Raw genomic sequence first — 14,859 nt, forward strand, 5'->3', positions numbered from 1 at the left:
TTGGCATGATAAAAGTTTTAATTGTTGATGACTCACCTTTGATTAGAGGGATTTTAACAGAGGTTATTCAGCAAGCGAGTGATCTTGAAGTTGTAGGAAGTGCAGAGGATCCCTATCAAGCGAGAGAGATGATTAAATCTCTTAACCCTGATGTGATCACCCTAGATATCGAAATGCCGAAAATGGACGGTATTAGCTTTTTAAGAAACCTAATGCGTTTACGTCCTATGCCTGTAGTAATGATCTCAACTCTGACTCAGCAAGGCTCTCCCATTACACTCGAAGCGCTAGAAATCGGTGCTGTGGACTTTATTGCAAAGCCAAAAATGAACGTTGCTGAGCAATTGCAACATTACGCCGAAACTGTACAAGAGAAGGTAAGAACAGCCGCGACAGCAAGATTGAGACCATTTAGAACGGCTGAGGCGGCGGCACAAAAAGCGGCCTTGCCAGTAGGTCAGTCATATGATCGTCACGCAATTCTAGCTATTGGTGCTTCAACTGGGGGCACTGAGGCAATTAAAGAAGTGCTAGTGCAAATGCCAAAAGATGCACCACCCATAGTGATAACTCAGCATATTCCTCCTATTTTTAGCACTTCATTCGCCATGAGAATGGATAAAACCTGCAGTATGAGCGTTAAAGAAGCTGAAGATGGTGATATTTTAGAATTTGGACATGTATACATTGCGCCAGGAGATAAGCATTTAAAAGTAGTCTCTAAAGGTTTAAACAAAATCTGTGTACTGGATGATGGCGAGCTAGTTAACCGTCATAAACCGGCAGTTGACGTATTGTTTGACTCTTTAAAACCGTTTGCCAAAAATGTATCCGCGGTACTATTAACAGGCATGGGCAGTGATGGTGCCAGAGGTATGTTGGGGTTACTAGAAGCGGGAGCAAAAACAGCGGCACAGGATGAGCAAACCTCAGTAGTTTGGGGCATGCCAAAAGCGGCGGTTGACTTGAATGCGGCGCAGCAAGTGCTGCCACTGCAAAGCGTAGCAGCACATTTATTGAAAACAGTTACTCGCTAACTTGTAGCACCCAAGGTTGCGAAAACCAGTAAAATTGACCTGAGTGTTTGATAGAAGGGGCTGTACAATTATATCGTGTACGGCCTTTTTTAATGTCTTCAGGTGAAGTCACTGACACTCTTTTCTCATTTTTCCATACAATATCAGCACGCCCAACCCCTGAGACGAAGCAGGCAAATTGCGATTGATAAAAGTCTTTATTTGCAAATTCGATTTCAATCGTGGGAGTTGGATCAGTTGTCACTGAATCCGAGTAATCTAGCTCAGCAATCGCAAAAGGCAGAGAGTTCAGCTTGGTTTTAAGGGTATCTAATTTACTATAAAAACCTGATGCAGGGTAACGTGGTACGCGCGTGTAGTCGGTAAATTGTGACACCGCACCAGAGTGTTGTCCTATACCTATAAAGCCGAGTTCTTTCACTAGGTTTTGTAGAGGTCTATTGAATTCGCCATATGGGTAGGCGAGTAATTTTACATTATGACCCACTTCTTCTTCGATGCGTTTTTCTGAGAATAGGATATCTTCACGGACGCGTTTCAACCATTGCGTTTGGGTTTCACCGCCTTGTTTTAAATGTAGGTAATCATGCTTCGCGCTGTGATTAGCAATTAATGCGCCGCGTTTTGCTAAAGCTCTGAGTTCGTCCCAAGTCATCACATACGATTTGTTTTCATCGATAAGCAGAGGGTTTACAAAAATAGTATACGGGTAACCAAATTCTTCGAGAATAGGCGCCGCTTGCTCAATGTTATTGTCGTAACCATCATCAAAAGTGATGGCCACAGTTTTGGCAGGCAGCGGTTTACCTTGTTGTGTATGCTGGAGTAACTTATCTAGGTGTATAACATTGAAGTTATTGTTTTTAAGGTAAGTTAAGTGCGCTTTAAATGTTTCTTCACTCACTGATGTCACCGCAGGTAGCTTCTCGCTGACGTGGTGATACTGTAAGATCACCGCTGATAGCGATGGGTTTGAAAACAATAACAAAGTGAAAACTAAGCAATGAAAGAGATTTTTAAAAATCATAAAACGCACCATATAAGTTTGCTATTGCTAGCGGGTCCGATGATTTTATCAAATATATCTGTGCCATTGTTAGGGTTAGTTGATACAGCGGTGATCGGCCATCTATCAGAAGCTCACTTTCTGGCAGGTATCGCATTAGGGTCGGGCAGTATTTCATTGCTATTTTGGCTTGCGAGCTTTCTAAGGATGAGCGCCACGGGCGTGCTTGCGCAGTCTTATGGAGCAAAAAACTGGCCTAGATTACAGCAACAGCTTTTAGCGAGTTTATTGATTGCTTGGACTTTCTCAATCTCATTAATCTTCCTCTCTCCTTGGTTGTTGGATGCAATTAAAGCCTTATCGAATGCATCCTCAGATGTTTTTACCCAGGCACAAAGCTACTTTGAAATAAGGATCTTCAGTGCGCCTGCGGCGATGACAAACTTGGTGCTGTTGGGACTTATGCTAGGGATGCAGTATGGAAAAGGGCCATTTTACTTACTGCTCTTTACAAATATCACCAATATTCTTTTAGATATCTTATTTGTGATTGGTTTTGATTGGCAGGTGGCTGGAGCGGCTTGGGCATCGGTGATTGCAGATTACACGGCGTTACTGGTCGCCATCTTATTAATAAAAAAGCAACTGGCAAAGCAGCAAGTTAATTGGCGTTGGTTATTACCAAATAAAGCGCAATTTTTGGCATTGTTATCACTCAATCGAGATATTTTTATTCGCTCATTGTTATTACAGCTCTGCTTTAGTTTTATGACTTTTTATGGCGCTCGATTGGGCGAAACGACACTGGCGGTCAATGCCGTTTTATTAAACTTTTTAATGTTAGTGAGTTTTGCTTTAGATGGCATTGCTTATGCTGCCGAAGCAAAGGTAGGGCAGGCCAAGGGGGAAGGCTCAGAAGCAAAAGTGAAAATCTGGGTCAACCTAAGTTTGTTTTGGGGGGCTGTGTTCGCGTTGCTTTATAGCTTAGTCTTTGCTGTGTTTGGTTTAAGCATCGTTAAGCTTTTAACAAACATTCCAGAGGTCATCAGTGCGTCAACAACTTATCTATTCTGGCTCATTCTTCTACCTTTATTGGCAATGTGGTGTTTTATATTCGATGGGATTTTTGTCGGCTTAACCCGAGCTCAAGATATGCGTAACAGTATGTTCTTTTCTGCCATTTTTGGGTTTATGGTGCCTATTTGGCTTACATTGGAGTATGAAAACCATGGTCTGTGGTTCGCCATGAGTTGCTTCATGTTATTGAGGGGCGTTACTTTGGCTTATCGTTATCGTCAAATTCAACGACAGGGTTTATTGTTGCAATAACTTGCGAAAAGCGGTTGGCAAAGATGCCTAAATAGCCCCAGCCCGCAAAGAAAAGTGCTGGTACTAGAAAAACTAGACCAACGATTTGTATCCAGGCTTGATGATAATAACCCCAGGCAATACACGCCGCAGAAATGGCAAACAGCCCCAAACCAATAAAGAAGCGTTTGAGGCTGAGTTTAGGTTGCTGCCCTAGACGGTAAATTATGGGCTTCAACATAATTAGTAGTAAGAGTGCTCACCAGCTTGGTGTTCTGTGATATCACGTACTCCAGTGATCTCTTCGAACTTAGCAACCATCTCTTTTTCGATGCCTTCTTTTAATGTTACATCGATCATTGAACAACCATTACAACCGCCACCAAATTGCACCACAGCGATACCTTCAGCAGTGATTTCAACTAGGCTTACTTGGCCGCCATGGTTGGCAAGTTGTGGGTTTACCTCAGTCGTTAGCATGTGTTCAACACGCTCAGCTAAAGAAGCATCATCTTTAAGACGCTTAGCTTTTGCATTAGGTGCTTTAAGTGTTAACTGAGTGCCCATTTTGTCAGTTACGAAGTCGATTTCAGCTTCATCTAAAAATGGTGCGCTTTCTTCATCAACAACCGCATCGAAACCATTGAAAGGAAGACGAATATCAGTTTCTTCAACAGCATCAGGTGGACAGTAAGATACGCCGCATTCAGCTTGAGAAGTACCAGGGTTTACAACGAAAACACGAATGTTTGTGCCTTCAGTTTGATCAGCCAAAAGCTTGGCAAAGTGACTTTGTGCAGTTTCAGAAATTGTGATCATAATCGAACTATACTTGACTAAATTACTCGGTTAATGGCTATGATACTCCGCTGGTGGCATTGTCGCCAGTGTTGAACGTAAAAATTTGGCTTATCAGATTTTGGTTGCTAGCTTAGTTGCTACTATTTTCAGCAAAAGGTTTTGATATGCGTACACTCTTCGCACTCACGTTATTTTGTTGCACTTACTTATTTTCAAGTGGTGTGGCAGCGCAACCTGTTTCTTATTACTTTCAACAAAAAGTCCAGTTTGACCCCGCTATTCCTAAGCCTGAAGAGGTATTAGGCTATCAGGTTGGGCAGTGGCATGTTCGCCATGATCAGTTAGTACAATATATGCGTGTATTGGCAGAAAAAAGTCCAAGAGTGAGTATTGAGACCATAGGTTTTAGCCATGAGCAAAGGCCATTACTACTACTAAAGTTTAGTCAGCCAGATAACATCGCTAAGCTGGAACAGCTTCGAGAGCAGCATTATGCGCAAGTATTTGAAAAGCAACAGGCGAACAATCTACCTGCTTTTATTTGGATGGGTTACAGCGTGCATGGTAACGAATCTTCGGGTAGTAATGCTGCTTTATTAGTTGCTTATTACTTAGCTGCTGCACAAGGAGAAGAAGTAGAACAATTGCTGAATAATTCAGTGGTGCTTTTAGACCCATCACTGAATCCCGATGGTTTGGCACGTTTTGCACAATGGGCAAATAGCAATAGAGGTAAAACCTTATCCGCCGATCCACAACATAGGGAGCATGTTGAACAATGGCCATCAGGTAGAACAAACCACTATATGTTTGATTTGAACCGTGATTGGTTATTACTACAGCATCCAGAATCTCGGGCTCGCATTGCGGCATTCCATAAATGGCAGCCGCATGTATTAACTGATTTTCATGAAATGGGCCCTAACAGTACATATTTCTTTCAGCCGGGGATCCCAACGCGTACCCACCCATTAACACCTGCAAAAAATACGCAATTAACTACCGAACTAGCAAATTTTCATGCGCAAGCTTTAGATGCACAAAATCAGCTTTATTTTACACAAGAAAGCTTTGATGATTTTTACTACGGTAAGGGATCGACTTACCCTGATATCAATGGCTCGGTGGGTATTTTATTTGAACAAGCAAGTAGTCGAGGCCATGTACAAGAGACCATTAATGGTCAGTTAACCTTTGCACAAAGTATTAAAAATCAAGTCACAACGAGTTTATCGACCTTTGCTGGAGTGATGGCAAACAAGAAGCAGTTAATTGATTTTAAGAATGGCTTTTATCATCAGGCTGAAAGCTTGGCTGACAAAGAGAAGTTTTTGGGGTATGTGGTTGCTAAAGGACAAGATCCACAACGCTTTGAAGAATTTATGTCAGTGCTGACTCAGCACCAGATTAAAGCGTATGGCTTAAATAAAGCAGTCAAAGCGTCTGATCAAAGTTTCTCTCAGGGTGATGTATATATTCCACTGAAACAAGCTCAATTCCGTTTGATTAAAGCCATCTTTTCTGAACAAACCACTTTCCAAGATAATACGTTTTATGATGTATCGGGTTGGACGCTACCACATGCTTACAACTTAAAATTTGGTCAGGTATCTAGCCGTTGGGGACTTGATGTATCGAAGCAAGCTTGGCAGTCAGAGTCGCCACGTTTTCCAGAGCTTCAAGAAAGTTATGCTTATGCATTTGATTGGCAGCCAAGTGCTGCACCTAAGTTATTAAATACACTTTTACAGCGAGGTATTGATGCACGTGTTGCACTTAAAGGTTTTAAAGCAAAAACCGCATTCGGTGAGAAAAACTTTAATGCCGGAAGCATCGTTGTTGCTTCTGGGGTGCAAAAGCAATCTGACATTGTCGCCATCATGCAACGAGCACAAGCTGACTATGGTGTACAAATTCATGCAATTCAAAGTGGTTTGACTAGCGAGGGGGTTGATTTAGGGTCGCGCCAATTGAGCCCGATAAAAGCACCGAAAGTGCTGTTGGTAGGCGGCTCTGGTAGCAGCCAATATGAAGTGGGCGAGGTGTGGTATCACTTAGACACGCAATTAGGTATTGCGCCGACGATTATTGAGCAAGATAGATTACATCGCGTTGATTTATCTAAATACACCCACATCATTTTGGCGCATGGTCGTTATCGAAATATGGCAGAGAAAGCCAAAACTAAGATTGCTGCTTGGGTGAGTAAAGGCGGAGTGATCTGGGGTCACAAAGGAGGCGCTAAATGGTTAGTTGATAATCAACTACTTAGTGCTCAGGTGATTACATCAAAACAAGTGGCAGAGCAGTTTGATACTGCTGGTTTAAGTTATGGCGACAGAGAGAAACTGTCAGGTAAGCAGCGTATCGCTGGAGCTATTTTTGCGTCGAAACTTGATTTAACTCATCCCCTAAGTTTTGGTTATGAACGTGAATTATTACCTTTATTCAAAAATAGCACTCAATTATTTACGATGCCTGAGCAGCCATTCGTCACTGTGAGCCAGTATCAAGCGAAACCATTACTTGCAGGTTATACCGCTGAAGAGAATGTGAAGCAAATTGCAAATACAGCAGCCTTGATAGGTCATCGATATGGACAGGGGAGTGTTGTCGGCATGATAGATAACCCTGTGTTTAGAGGTTTTTGGAAGGGGAGTAGTCGTTTATTAACGAACACCTTATTTTTTGGTCATACGCTGGCCGTGCAAGGGCGTTAATGCCGTTGCATAGGCCCAAATCTCTGTAGCACCCGCTGCATAGCAAGCTTTTGCGGCTGCATTAATAGTTGCACCTGTGGTGATCACATCATCAATGATCGCCACTTTCTTTCCTTTCAAATCCCCATTTACTGTAAAGACCTGTTTTACATTTCGTGTGCGCTGTTTGAGGTTTAAACCACTTTGAGCTTTGGTAGGGCGAGAGCGTACTAAGCAAGCCAAACTGACTTTTTCTTTTGGCAAATAAGGCAACCATGTTTGCGCGACCTGGTTAAAACCTCGGTTGATCAAGCGTCGATTATGTAGAGGTAAAATAAGGATCAAGTCGGGCATAAAAATGCGAGTTTGGTTGAAATGAGCTAGTTGCGTTTTAATCACGCTGCCAATGCAATTTTGATAAAAACTTTGCTTCGAAAATTTAAATTCCTTTAACCAAGTCTGCATATGTCCTTGGTACCAGCTACAGGCTAATAGACCATGACAATAGGGTAAGTTAAACATGCGTGCTATATCAGGTTGAAACAGTAAATTAGGTTGCTTTAAAGAAATAAATGGATAATCAGTCAGACAATCTAGGCAAACACCTCCACGGCCCTGCTGCGGGTTATGACAAACATGGCAAATACTTGGAAATAAGCCATCTATTAAATTCCTAAACAGTGACATTGTGTTCATCCTTGGGATCAGTATCATACCTCTAAGTTTGGTTGAGAGTTGAAATAATGCAAAAAGAGACAGTGCTGCTTCACGGTTGGGGAATGAATCGACAGGTTTGGCAATTAATAGAAGAAGAATTAAAGTCTGAAGTATCTTGCTTGGTTAAAAGCATCGATTTACCAGGCTTTGGGCATGGTGCAATGCCCGAAGCACCTTACTCTTTAGCAACCGCAGCTCAACTTGTCGCTGAACAATTGGCTGATAACACAACATTAGTTGGTTGGTCGCTCGGTGGACTGTTTGCACTTCACCTTGCAAAATATTATCCACAAAAAGTAAATAAAGTTGTGCTGATAGCTTCAACCCCCTATTTTGCCGAAGCGGAAGGGTGGGCAGGAATTAAAGTTGAAGTGTTAAAGAATTTTAAAGCCCAACTTAAAGAAAATAGCGCTAAAACCATAGAGCGATTTTTAGCTATTCAGGCGATGGGATCAGAGCATGCAAAAGCTGATGTAAAGCAATTAAAAGCTTGGTTACTTAATGCGCCAGAAGCTAACCCAGACGCGTTGAGTACAGGACTAGATATCTTATTAAACGATGATTATCGTGACATTTTTAGTTCGTTAACTCAGCCCGTTTATGGTCTGTTTGGCAAGCTCGATTCCTTGGTCCCAAGGCGCGCTATCACGAAAATGAGTGCCTTAAATAGCAATTTTCAAGTAGAAATATTACCAAAGGCGTCGCATGCGCCATTTATCTCACATCGGGCTGAAAGTTTAAATTTCCTAAAATCAGTACTTTAATAAAAAGCGGCAAAAAATTGCCGCTTTTTACTGCCAAAAACTTTATTTTGCACCAGGTTTGCGCAATAATTAAACATATTTAAGATTTTCAATGGTGCAAACATGCCTATAGGTGACGTACTAAATAACGGTATAGACGGTTACAATCGTGCTAGTCAAGGTATTGAGCGTGCAGCTGCCGAAATTAATCGTGCAACAACCTCTGAGCAGGATGATGCGCAACTCGCACAACAACGCCAGCTCCAAGGCGCAAGCCCTGAAGAGGCTGTTACAGCACCTGTATCTCAGCCAGCGAAAATCGATGAAGCCTTGGTTAACCTTAAAGTTGAAGAGTTTAATGCCAAAGCGAATACTCAATCTATCCGTACAGCTGATGAAGTCTTAGGAACATTAATAGATATTTCTGTTTAACATGCCATGAACATTGTAACGCCGCAGCCGGCGATGAATTTAAACACCTCTAACGTCTACACCGAAACTGCTAGGCGAGATAACCAGCTGCGCGAAGTTATTCCAAAACCAGCTCCTACAAATGCCAGCCATACTGAGAATAAAACCCTCAACGATGGTGATAAGTCTCGCTCTCACCTTACTGACGAAGGTGGAACTTACGACAGTGCAGGTCAGTTGCAGCAAAATAAGGTTATTGCTGAAGACGAAGAGCAACAAGGTCAGCAGCAAAGTAAGGGTTCGGAAGAAGAGAGCTCTGAGCAAGAGCAGCAGAATCAAGAAGCTGAACAACAGCAGATTGAAGAGTTAAAGGCGCGAGATCGAGAGGTGCGTTTGCATGAGCAAGCACATGCGCGTGTAGGTGGACAATATGCAGGTTCACCAAGCTATGAGTATCAACGAGGACCAGACGGCAATAACTATGCTGTAGGCGGTCAAGTGATGATTGATGTAGCTGAAGTACCAAACGATCCTAAAGCGACTATAGATAAAATGCAGACGGTACGTGCTGCTGCACTCGCACCAGCTGAACCATCCGGTGCCGACAGAGCAATAGCTGCCGATGCAACGCAAAAAATGGCGTCAGCACAAGCAGATCTGGCACAACAAGTTATTAGTGGTGACGAAGAGAGTAAATCTGAAAGCGGTTCTGTGGCAACATATGAAACACGCAGGTTAAATGAAGAAGATCGCGCTGATAATGAACTTCAAACTTTAGAGAAAGCCTCGTTGCAAAGTGAAGGCGATCCATACGCAGTTGCTTTACCTATAGAGCCGGACCCTGAAATTCAAGCTAGGGCTTTGAGGATCAGTGATTTTTACCAACATGTTGCAGTGCCAAATTCAAATAGCAACTTATCACTATCAGTCTAAAACCCTTAATAAATAAAAAAGCCGCTTCAGCGGCTTTTTTATGGGTTTAATACCAATCCTCTAAAAGGACCAAGTTTACTTCTTCAATTTAGCAAAGGCTTCAGCAAAGGCATTACCCATTGCGGCATTGCCAGCATCTTTCTTAGGACGCTGCCCCTTTGCTTGCTTGTTCGCTGTTTTGTTCTGTGAAGGCTTACTTGAAGCCGCTTTACTTTGAGGCGCAGCCTGTGGCACTTCATCGTCTAGGCGCATGGTAAAACTAATTCGTTTTCTGGCTACATCGACTTCTAACACTTTTACTTTTACGATATCGCCTGCTTTTACGACTTCTCGTGGATCAGAAATAAACTTGTTAGTAATTGCAGAAATATGTACCAAGCCATCTTGGTGTACGCCGACATCAACAAAAGCACCAAAGTTAGCCACATTCGATACGACACCTTCTAAAACCATACCGACTTTAAGGTCTTGAATGGTTTCGACACCCGCTTTAAATACCGCCGTTTTGAACTCAGGGCGAGGGTCACGGCCCGGTTTATCTAATTCAGAGATAATATCGGTAACCGTTGGTAAACCAAATTTGTCATTAGTGAATTGAGCTGGCTCAAGTTGTTTTAACACATCGCTGTTACCGATCAGGTCGCTGACCTCGATATTCTTTTCAGTACAGATCTGTTTAACCACAGGGTATGCTTCAGGGTGAACTGCTGAGCTATCCAGTGGATCAGTACCATTTACGATACGTAAGAAACCCGCGGCTTGTTCAAATGCTTTAGGGCCTAAACGTGCAACTTTTTTCAATTGAGTACGGTTGTTAAATGAACCGTTCTCATCTCTAAACTGCACAATATTGCTTGCCAGTGTTTTGTTTAGACCTGAAACACGGGTTAGTAGTGGTACCGACGCTGTATTTACATCAACACCCACCGAGTTAACACAATCTTCAACCACAGAGATCAGTGACTGACCTAGCTGACTTTGAGACACATCGTGTTGGTACTGGCCCACACCAATTGATTTAGGCTCAATTTTTACCAGCTCTGCAAGCGGGTCTTGTAGTCTACGAGCAATTGAAACCGCACCACGTAACGACACGTCTAAATTTGGAAATTCATTCGCGGCAAACTCAGAAGCAGAATAAACCGATGCACCCGCTTCACTGACCATAATTTTGCTCATGTTGAGCTCTTTGTTATTGGCAAGTAGCTCAGCGGCAAGTTTGTCTGTTTCACGAGAAGCTGTACCGTTACCAATCGCGATTAACTCAACTTTGTGTTGGCGACATAATTGCTCTAGGGTGCGTACTGACTTGTCCCAATGATTTTGCGGTGCATGAGGAAAGATGGTGTTTGTAGTTAACAGTTTACCTGTCGCATCAACCACTGCCACTTTACAGCCGGTACGTAAACCTGGGTCAATCCCCATAGTCACGCGAGGGCCAGCAGGTGCAGCCATTAATAGATCTTTTAAATTTTTCGCAAATACATCGATAGCTTGTGTTTCAGCTTTTTCACGCATTGTGCCTAAGAACTCACTTTCCAGGTGCAAAGCGAGCTTAACTTTCCAAGCCCATTGTACAACTGACATCAACCAATCGCTTGCTGTGGCTGATGAGACATTAAGCTGGTAATGGTCAGCGATGATCTGTGCACAGTATTGTGCTGGGTTTTCGCTGCTCGGCTCAGGGTTAATGGTTAGCTGTAAAATACCTTCGTTGCGGGCACGCAACATAGCAAGCGCACGATGCGAAGGTACTTTTGTAAGCTTTTCTGAGTGTTCAAAGTAATCGCGATATTTAGCCCCGGCCTCTTCTTGGCCCTTAATGACTTTTGCTTCAATTACACCGTGTGAATCAATTTGTTTTCTTAATTTTGCTAGTAACTTAGCGTCCTCGGCGAAACGCTCAATTAAAATAAACTTGGCACCATCTAGCGCCGATTTGACATCTTCAATGCCTTTATCAGCATTTACAAACTGAGCTGCATGGCTTTCTGGGTCTAAAGCAGCATCATTGTATAGAGCGTCCGCAAGTGGCTCTAAACCGGCTTCAATGGCAATTTGTCCTTTAGTACGACGCTTAGGTTTGTACGGCAGGTATAAATCTTCTAACTCTGTTTTACTTTGCGCGTTATTGATATCGGCGGCAAGGGCATCACTTAACTTTCCTTGCTCAGAAATAGTATCAAGAATAAAACGTCTTCTGTCTTCTAGCTCTCTTAAATAACCTAATCGCTGCTCTAGTAGACGCAACTGCGTGTCGTCAAGACCACCGGTTACTTCTTTACGATAACGTGCAATGAATGGAACTGTGGCACCTTCATCAAGAAGTGCAGTGGCAGCAATGACTTGCTGTTCTTTTGCATTTAGCTCTTGTGCCAAACGTGCAGAGATGTTGCTCATGCAAAATCCTTATAAATTCAGATGTATACGTGCTATCTAAGCGTATTTTATGTGGGCGATCATAGCATAGCGTCTATGAATAAGAAGCTTATTTAAGGTATTCGATAGAATTTACATACCAGAGTTTTTCTCCCTCTGGTGTACGCACGACAAACTCGTCGTCGACTTCCTTACCTAATAGTGCTCGTGCCATTGGTGCGTCTATAGAAATATAGTCTTTACGGTCATAAATTTCATCCGGACCGACGATTCTAAAGCGCATTATTTCTTCTTGCTCATTTTCAATTTCAACCCAAGCGCCAAAGTACACCTTACCAGCCTGTTGAGGGTCATATTGGACGATTTTTAAATCGGGCAAGCGCTTTCTTAAAAAGCGAACTCGTCGATCTATTTGTCGCAGCAGGCGTTTATTAAAGGTGTAATCTGCGTTTTCAGAACGATCGCCTAAGCTGGCAGCCCAATTAACAATCTTGGTGATTTCAGGGCGCTTTTCATACCATAAATGGTCGTGCTCTTTTTGTAATTGGTTATAACCCTCAGGGGTAATTAAGTTAGTTTTCATACGCTAATTAGGGTCATTCTTACTAAACCGACACGGTAATAAAAAATTTTATACCTGTCGAGCTAGCAAAATATTAAAAAATTGTAATGTTCGGTAACAAAACTCTTCATAGTAATGGTGTCGAGAAGTGTTATTTTCAATTATATTAAGCAAAGATATTGGATAAAAAGAAGAAATCAATCATGGGAAATGAAACTACCAAGGTATTAGTTGTCGACGATGACATGCGTTTACGCAGTTTGTTAGAACGTTATCTCGTTGAGCAAGGTTTTATTGTTCGTGCTGCGGCCAACAGTGAGCAAATGGACCGCTTACTTGAGCGCGAAAACTTCCATTTAATGGTATTAGATTTAATGCTACCTGGCGAAGATGGTTTATCTATTTGCCGTCGTCTACGCCAAAAAGAAAATGATATTCCAATTGTCATGCTGACAGCTAAGGGTGATGAAGTTGATCGCATTATCGGTCTTGAACTTGGCGCAGATGATTACATTCCCAAGCCATTTAACCCAAGAGAGCTTCTAGCGAGAATTAAAGCTATTTTACGTCGTCGTGCTAAAGAAGTGCCAGGCGCGCCAGCTGCTGAAGAAAACGAAGTTGAATTTGGTATTTTTAAACTGAATCTTGCAACTCGTGAAATGCATAAGGGTGATGAGGTCATCTCATTAACCAGTGGTGAATTTGCGGTGTTAAAGGCTTTAGTAAGTCATCCAAGAGAGCCGCTAAGTCGTGATAAATTGATGAACTTGGCTCGTGGTCGTGACTACAGTGCACTGGAGCGCAGTATTGATGTTCAAGTTTCTCGTCTACGTCGCATGATTGAAGAGGATGCTGCCAATCCAAGATATATTCAAACCGTTTGGGGCTTGGGTTACGTGTTTGTTCCTGATGGCGAAAAGTAATTCTTTATGAGTTTTTTTCCGCGTAGTGCCTTTGGGCAAACAGTTTTCTTCGTCGGTGCGTTACTGTTGATCAACCAAATTGTTTCGTATATCACAGTAACCCTGTATGTGTTTAAGCCTACCTTTGAACAAGTCAATCTCATGTTGGCTAAGCAGGTAAAAACAGTCTTTATAGATTGGGAAGAAGGCGTTGAGGTTAATCGAGAAATTTCGGATAAGTTTTTCGAAATAACAGGCATTGAGGTGATGACACAGCGACAAGCTTATTTAAATGGCTTAGATAAGGCGAAAGAGTATAGCTTATTGTCGAAGAGCATGTCAGAGCAGCTAAATGGATCTGCACGAGTGCGGATCAGCCAAGGTGATCCGGTGGTATATTGGGTTGAAGCTCCACAGGCTCCGGGTTATTGGGTGAGGGTGCCTCTGACCGGTTTTAGTGAAACGAAAATGGAGTTTTTAGTTTTCTACTTATCGAGTATCGGTTTTTTAAGCGTCTTGGGTGGCTGGTGGTTTGCACGGCATCTGAACCGACCGCTTAAAGCGTTACAAACGGCAGCAGGTAGAGTGGGGGTTGGTGACTTCTCAACTCGATTGGTCGAGCGAGGCTCTACAGAAGTGGTCGAAGTAACTAAAGCGTTTAACCAAATGTCTAAGGGGATCGCGGAGCTTGAGAATGACCGTCGCTTATTAATGGCTGGGGTATCTCATGATTTAAGAACGCCTTTAACGCGTATTCGATTAGCAACCGAAATGATGTCAGACGAAGAGGATTATCTTAAAGAAGGGATAATCGACGATATCGAAGATATGAACGCCATCATTGATCAGTTTATTGAATATCTTCGTCATCATCATAGTGGTGAAATGCACCCTGAAGATATTAATAGCTTAGTATCTGAAGTGGTTCATGCCGAGCAACAACATCAGCGTGAAATCAACTTGTTTGCGGCCGAGACTTTGCCAAAGGTTATTATGAATACAGTCGCGTTAAAGCGAGTTGTGACGAACATGATTGAAAACGCTATTCGCTATTCCGATGAAGCCATTGATGTGAGTACCGCTTATAACCCTCGTAAAAAAATGGTGATTGTTACTGTCAAAGACCGAGGTCCGGGTATTCCCGAGGCTGAGTTAGAGACAGTATTTGAACCCTTTAAACAAGGTGACCAAGCACGAGGTAGTGAAGGCAGTGGCTTAGGTCTGGCGATTATTAAGCGTATTGTGGCAACGCATGGTGGCACTGTGAAGCTGCGTAATCGTAAAGAGGGTGGGTTAAGCGCTGAAGTTTATTTACCTGCACTAGGCTAACGACTCACTCTAAAGTAAAAGTGAAATCAAAA

Annotated in this window: 14 protein-coding genes; 8 read left to right on the forward strand and 6 right to left on the reverse strand. The window is 42.6% G+C overall.

Features of this window, described 5'->3' with window-relative positions; genetic code table 11:
- Nucleotides 1-5: 5 nt before the first annotated feature.
- A complete protein-coding gene (locus ACH784_RS01190) occupies nucleotides 6-1,037 on the forward strand; it encodes a chemotaxis response regulator protein-glutamate methylesterase (RefSeq protein ID WP_404392812.1) in 1,032 nt (343 codons plus the stop codon).
- Here ACH784_RS01190 and ACH784_RS01195 read toward each other — a convergent pair.
- Complete coding sequence (locus tag ACH784_RS01195) at nucleotides 1,027-2,064, reverse strand: polysaccharide deacetylase family protein (protein ID WP_404392814.1); 1,038 nt, start codon at nucleotides 2,062-2,064, stop codon at nucleotides 1,027-1,029. The two genes, ACH784_RS01190 and ACH784_RS01195, sit on opposite strands and share 11 nt — an antisense overlap.
- On the opposite strand from ACH784_RS01195, the gene ACH784_RS01200 reads away from it, so the two are divergent.
- Nucleotides 2,041-3,372, forward strand: a complete 1,332-nt coding sequence (locus ACH784_RS01200; protein ID WP_404392816.1) for an MATE family efflux transporter — start codon at nucleotides 2,041-2,043, stop codon at nucleotides 3,370-3,372. The two genes, ACH784_RS01195 and ACH784_RS01200, sit on opposite strands and share 24 nt — an antisense overlap.
- Here the strand turns inward: ACH784_RS01200 and ACH784_RS01205 are convergent.
- Together ACH784_RS01205 and nfuA are read right to left on the reverse strand one after the other, a co-directional pair.
- Entirely contained in the window at nucleotides 3,317-3,592 is a 276-nt protein-coding gene (locus tag ACH784_RS01205; RefSeq protein ID WP_404392818.1) for a hypothetical protein, read from the reverse strand. The two genes, ACH784_RS01200 and ACH784_RS01205, sit on opposite strands and share 56 nt — an antisense overlap.
- A 2-nt stretch (nucleotides 3,593-3,594) precedes the next feature.
- Complete coding sequence (gene nfuA / locus ACH784_RS01210) at nucleotides 3,595-4,170, reverse strand: Fe-S biogenesis protein NfuA (protein WP_138478225.1); 576 nt, start codon at nucleotides 4,168-4,170, stop codon at nucleotides 3,595-3,597.
- 146 nt (nucleotides 4,171-4,316) lie between these two features.
- Between nfuA and ACH784_RS01215 the strand changes: the two genes are divergently transcribed.
- Nucleotides 4,317-6,872: a M14 metallopeptidase family protein gene (locus tag ACH784_RS01215; RefSeq protein ID WP_404392820.1), complete on the forward strand. Its 2,556-nt coding sequence runs from the start codon at nucleotides 4,317-4,319 to the stop codon at nucleotides 6,870-6,872.
- Here the strand turns inward: ACH784_RS01215 and ACH784_RS01220 are convergent.
- Nucleotides 6,834-7,538 (reverse strand): ComF family protein, encoded by a 705-nt coding sequence (locus ACH784_RS01220; RefSeq protein WP_404392822.1) that lies wholly within the window; start codon nucleotides 7,536-7,538, stop codon nucleotides 6,834-6,836. The two genes, ACH784_RS01215 and ACH784_RS01220, sit on opposite strands and share 39 nt — an antisense overlap.
- Nucleotides 7,539-7,594: 56 nt before the next feature.
- Here ACH784_RS01220 and bioH point away from each other — a divergent pair, with 56 nt between their 5' ends.
- From bioH to ACH784_RS01235, 3 genes are all read left to right on the forward strand, one after another.
- Nucleotides 7,595-8,332, forward strand: a complete 738-nt coding sequence (gene bioH, locus ACH784_RS01225; RefSeq protein ID WP_404392824.1) for a pimeloyl-ACP methyl ester esterase BioH — start codon at nucleotides 7,595-7,597, stop codon at nucleotides 8,330-8,332.
- Nucleotides 8,333-8,434: 102 nt separating this feature from the next.
- Complete coding sequence (locus tag ACH784_RS01230; protein WP_404392826.1) at nucleotides 8,435-8,743, forward strand: hypothetical protein; 309 nt, start codon at nucleotides 8,435-8,437, stop codon at nucleotides 8,741-8,743.
- Between the two features lie 6 nt (nucleotides 8,744-8,749).
- Nucleotides 8,750-9,655 carry a putative metalloprotease CJM1_0395 family protein gene (locus tag ACH784_RS01235; protein ID WP_404392828.1) on the forward strand — a complete coding sequence of 302 codons (906 nt, stop codon included), beginning with the start codon at nucleotides 8,750-8,752 and terminating at the stop codon, nucleotides 9,653-9,655.
- Nucleotides 9,656-9,730: 75 nt separating this feature from the next.
- Here ACH784_RS01235 and ACH784_RS01240 read toward each other — a convergent pair whose 3' ends face one another.
- Together ACH784_RS01240 and greB are read right to left on the reverse strand one after the other, a co-directional pair.
- Entirely contained in the window at nucleotides 9,731-12,055 is a 2,325-nt protein-coding gene (locus ACH784_RS01240) for a Tex family protein (protein ID WP_404392830.1), read from the reverse strand.
- An 88-nt stretch (nucleotides 12,056-12,143) separates the two neighbouring features.
- The gene (greB, locus tag ACH784_RS01245; RefSeq protein WP_404392832.1) at nucleotides 12,144-12,617 is read right to left on the reverse strand and encodes a transcription elongation factor GreB; all 474 of its coding nucleotides are present in this window, start codon (nucleotides 12,615-12,617) and stop codon (nucleotides 12,144-12,146) included.
- A 182-nt stretch (nucleotides 12,618-12,799) separates the two neighbouring features.
- Between greB and ompR the strand changes: the two genes are divergently transcribed.
- A complete protein-coding gene (gene ompR / locus ACH784_RS01250) occupies nucleotides 12,800-13,519 on the forward strand; it encodes a two-component system response regulator OmpR (protein ID WP_404392834.1) in 720 nt (239 codons plus the stop codon).
- 6 nt (nucleotides 13,520-13,525) lie between these two features.
- Nucleotides 13,526-14,827 (forward strand): two-component system sensor histidine kinase EnvZ, encoded by a 1,302-nt coding sequence (envZ, locus tag ACH784_RS01255; RefSeq protein WP_404392836.1) that lies wholly within the window; start codon nucleotides 13,526-13,528, stop codon nucleotides 14,825-14,827.
- Nucleotides 14,828-14,859 lie beyond the last annotated feature (32 nt).

This window comes from Pseudoalteromonas phenolica (genome assembly GCF_044788725.1).
In the GTDB taxonomy this organism is placed as follows: domain Bacteria; phylum Pseudomonadota; class Gammaproteobacteria; order Enterobacterales; family Alteromonadaceae; genus Pseudoalteromonas; species Pseudoalteromonas phenolica_C.

Excerpts from the sequence above, each read along its gene's own strand:
- ACH784_RS01215 (WP_404392820.1), top strand. The coding sequence starts at position 4,317 with ATGCGTACACTCTTCGCACTCACGTTATTTTGTTGCACTTACTTATTT.
- ACH784_RS01205 (WP_404392818.1), bottom strand. The coding sequence starts at position 3,592 with ATGTTGAAGCCCATAATTTACCGTCTAGGGCAGCAACCTAAACTCAGC.
- ACH784_RS01200 (WP_404392816.1), top strand. The coding sequence starts at position 2,041 with ATGAAAGAGATTTTTAAAAATCATAAAACGCACCATATAAGTTTGCTA.
- ACH784_RS01230 (WP_404392826.1), top strand. The coding sequence starts at position 8,435 with ATGCCTATAGGTGACGTACTAAATAACGGTATAGACGGTTACAATCGT.
- ACH784_RS01235 (WP_404392828.1), top strand. The coding sequence starts at position 8,750 with ATGAACATTGTAACGCCGCAGCCGGCGATGAATTTAAACACCTCTAAC.
- ACH784_RS01240 (WP_404392830.1), bottom strand. The coding sequence starts at position 12,055 with ATGAGCAACATCTCTGCACGTTTGGCACAAGAGCTAAATGCAAAAGAA.
- bioH (WP_404392824.1), top strand. The coding sequence starts at position 7,595 with ATGCAAAAAGAGACAGTGCTGCTTCACGGTTGGGGAATGAATCGACAG.
- greB (WP_404392832.1), bottom strand. The coding sequence starts at position 12,617 with ATGAAAACTAACTTAATTACCCCTGAGGGTTATAACCAATTACAAAAA.
- ACH784_RS01190 (WP_404392812.1), top strand. The coding sequence starts at position 6 with ATGATAAAAGTTTTAATTGTTGATGACTCACCTTTGATTAGAGGGATT.
- ACH784_RS01220 (WP_404392822.1), bottom strand. The coding sequence starts at position 7,538 with ATGTCACTGTTTAGGAATTTAATAGATGGCTTATTTCCAAGTATTTGC.
- ompR (WP_404392834.1), top strand. The coding sequence starts at position 12,800 with ATGGGAAATGAAACTACCAAGGTATTAGTTGTCGACGATGACATGCGT.
- ACH784_RS01195 (WP_404392814.1), bottom strand. The coding sequence starts at position 2,064 with ATGATTTTTAAAAATCTCTTTCATTGCTTAGTTTTCACTTTGTTATTG.
- envZ (WP_404392836.1), top strand. The coding sequence starts at position 13,526 with ATGAGTTTTTTTCCGCGTAGTGCCTTTGGGCAAACAGTTTTCTTCGTC.
- nfuA (WP_138478225.1), bottom strand. The coding sequence starts at position 4,170 with ATGATCACAATTTCTGAAACTGCACAAAGTCACTTTGCCAAGCTTTTG.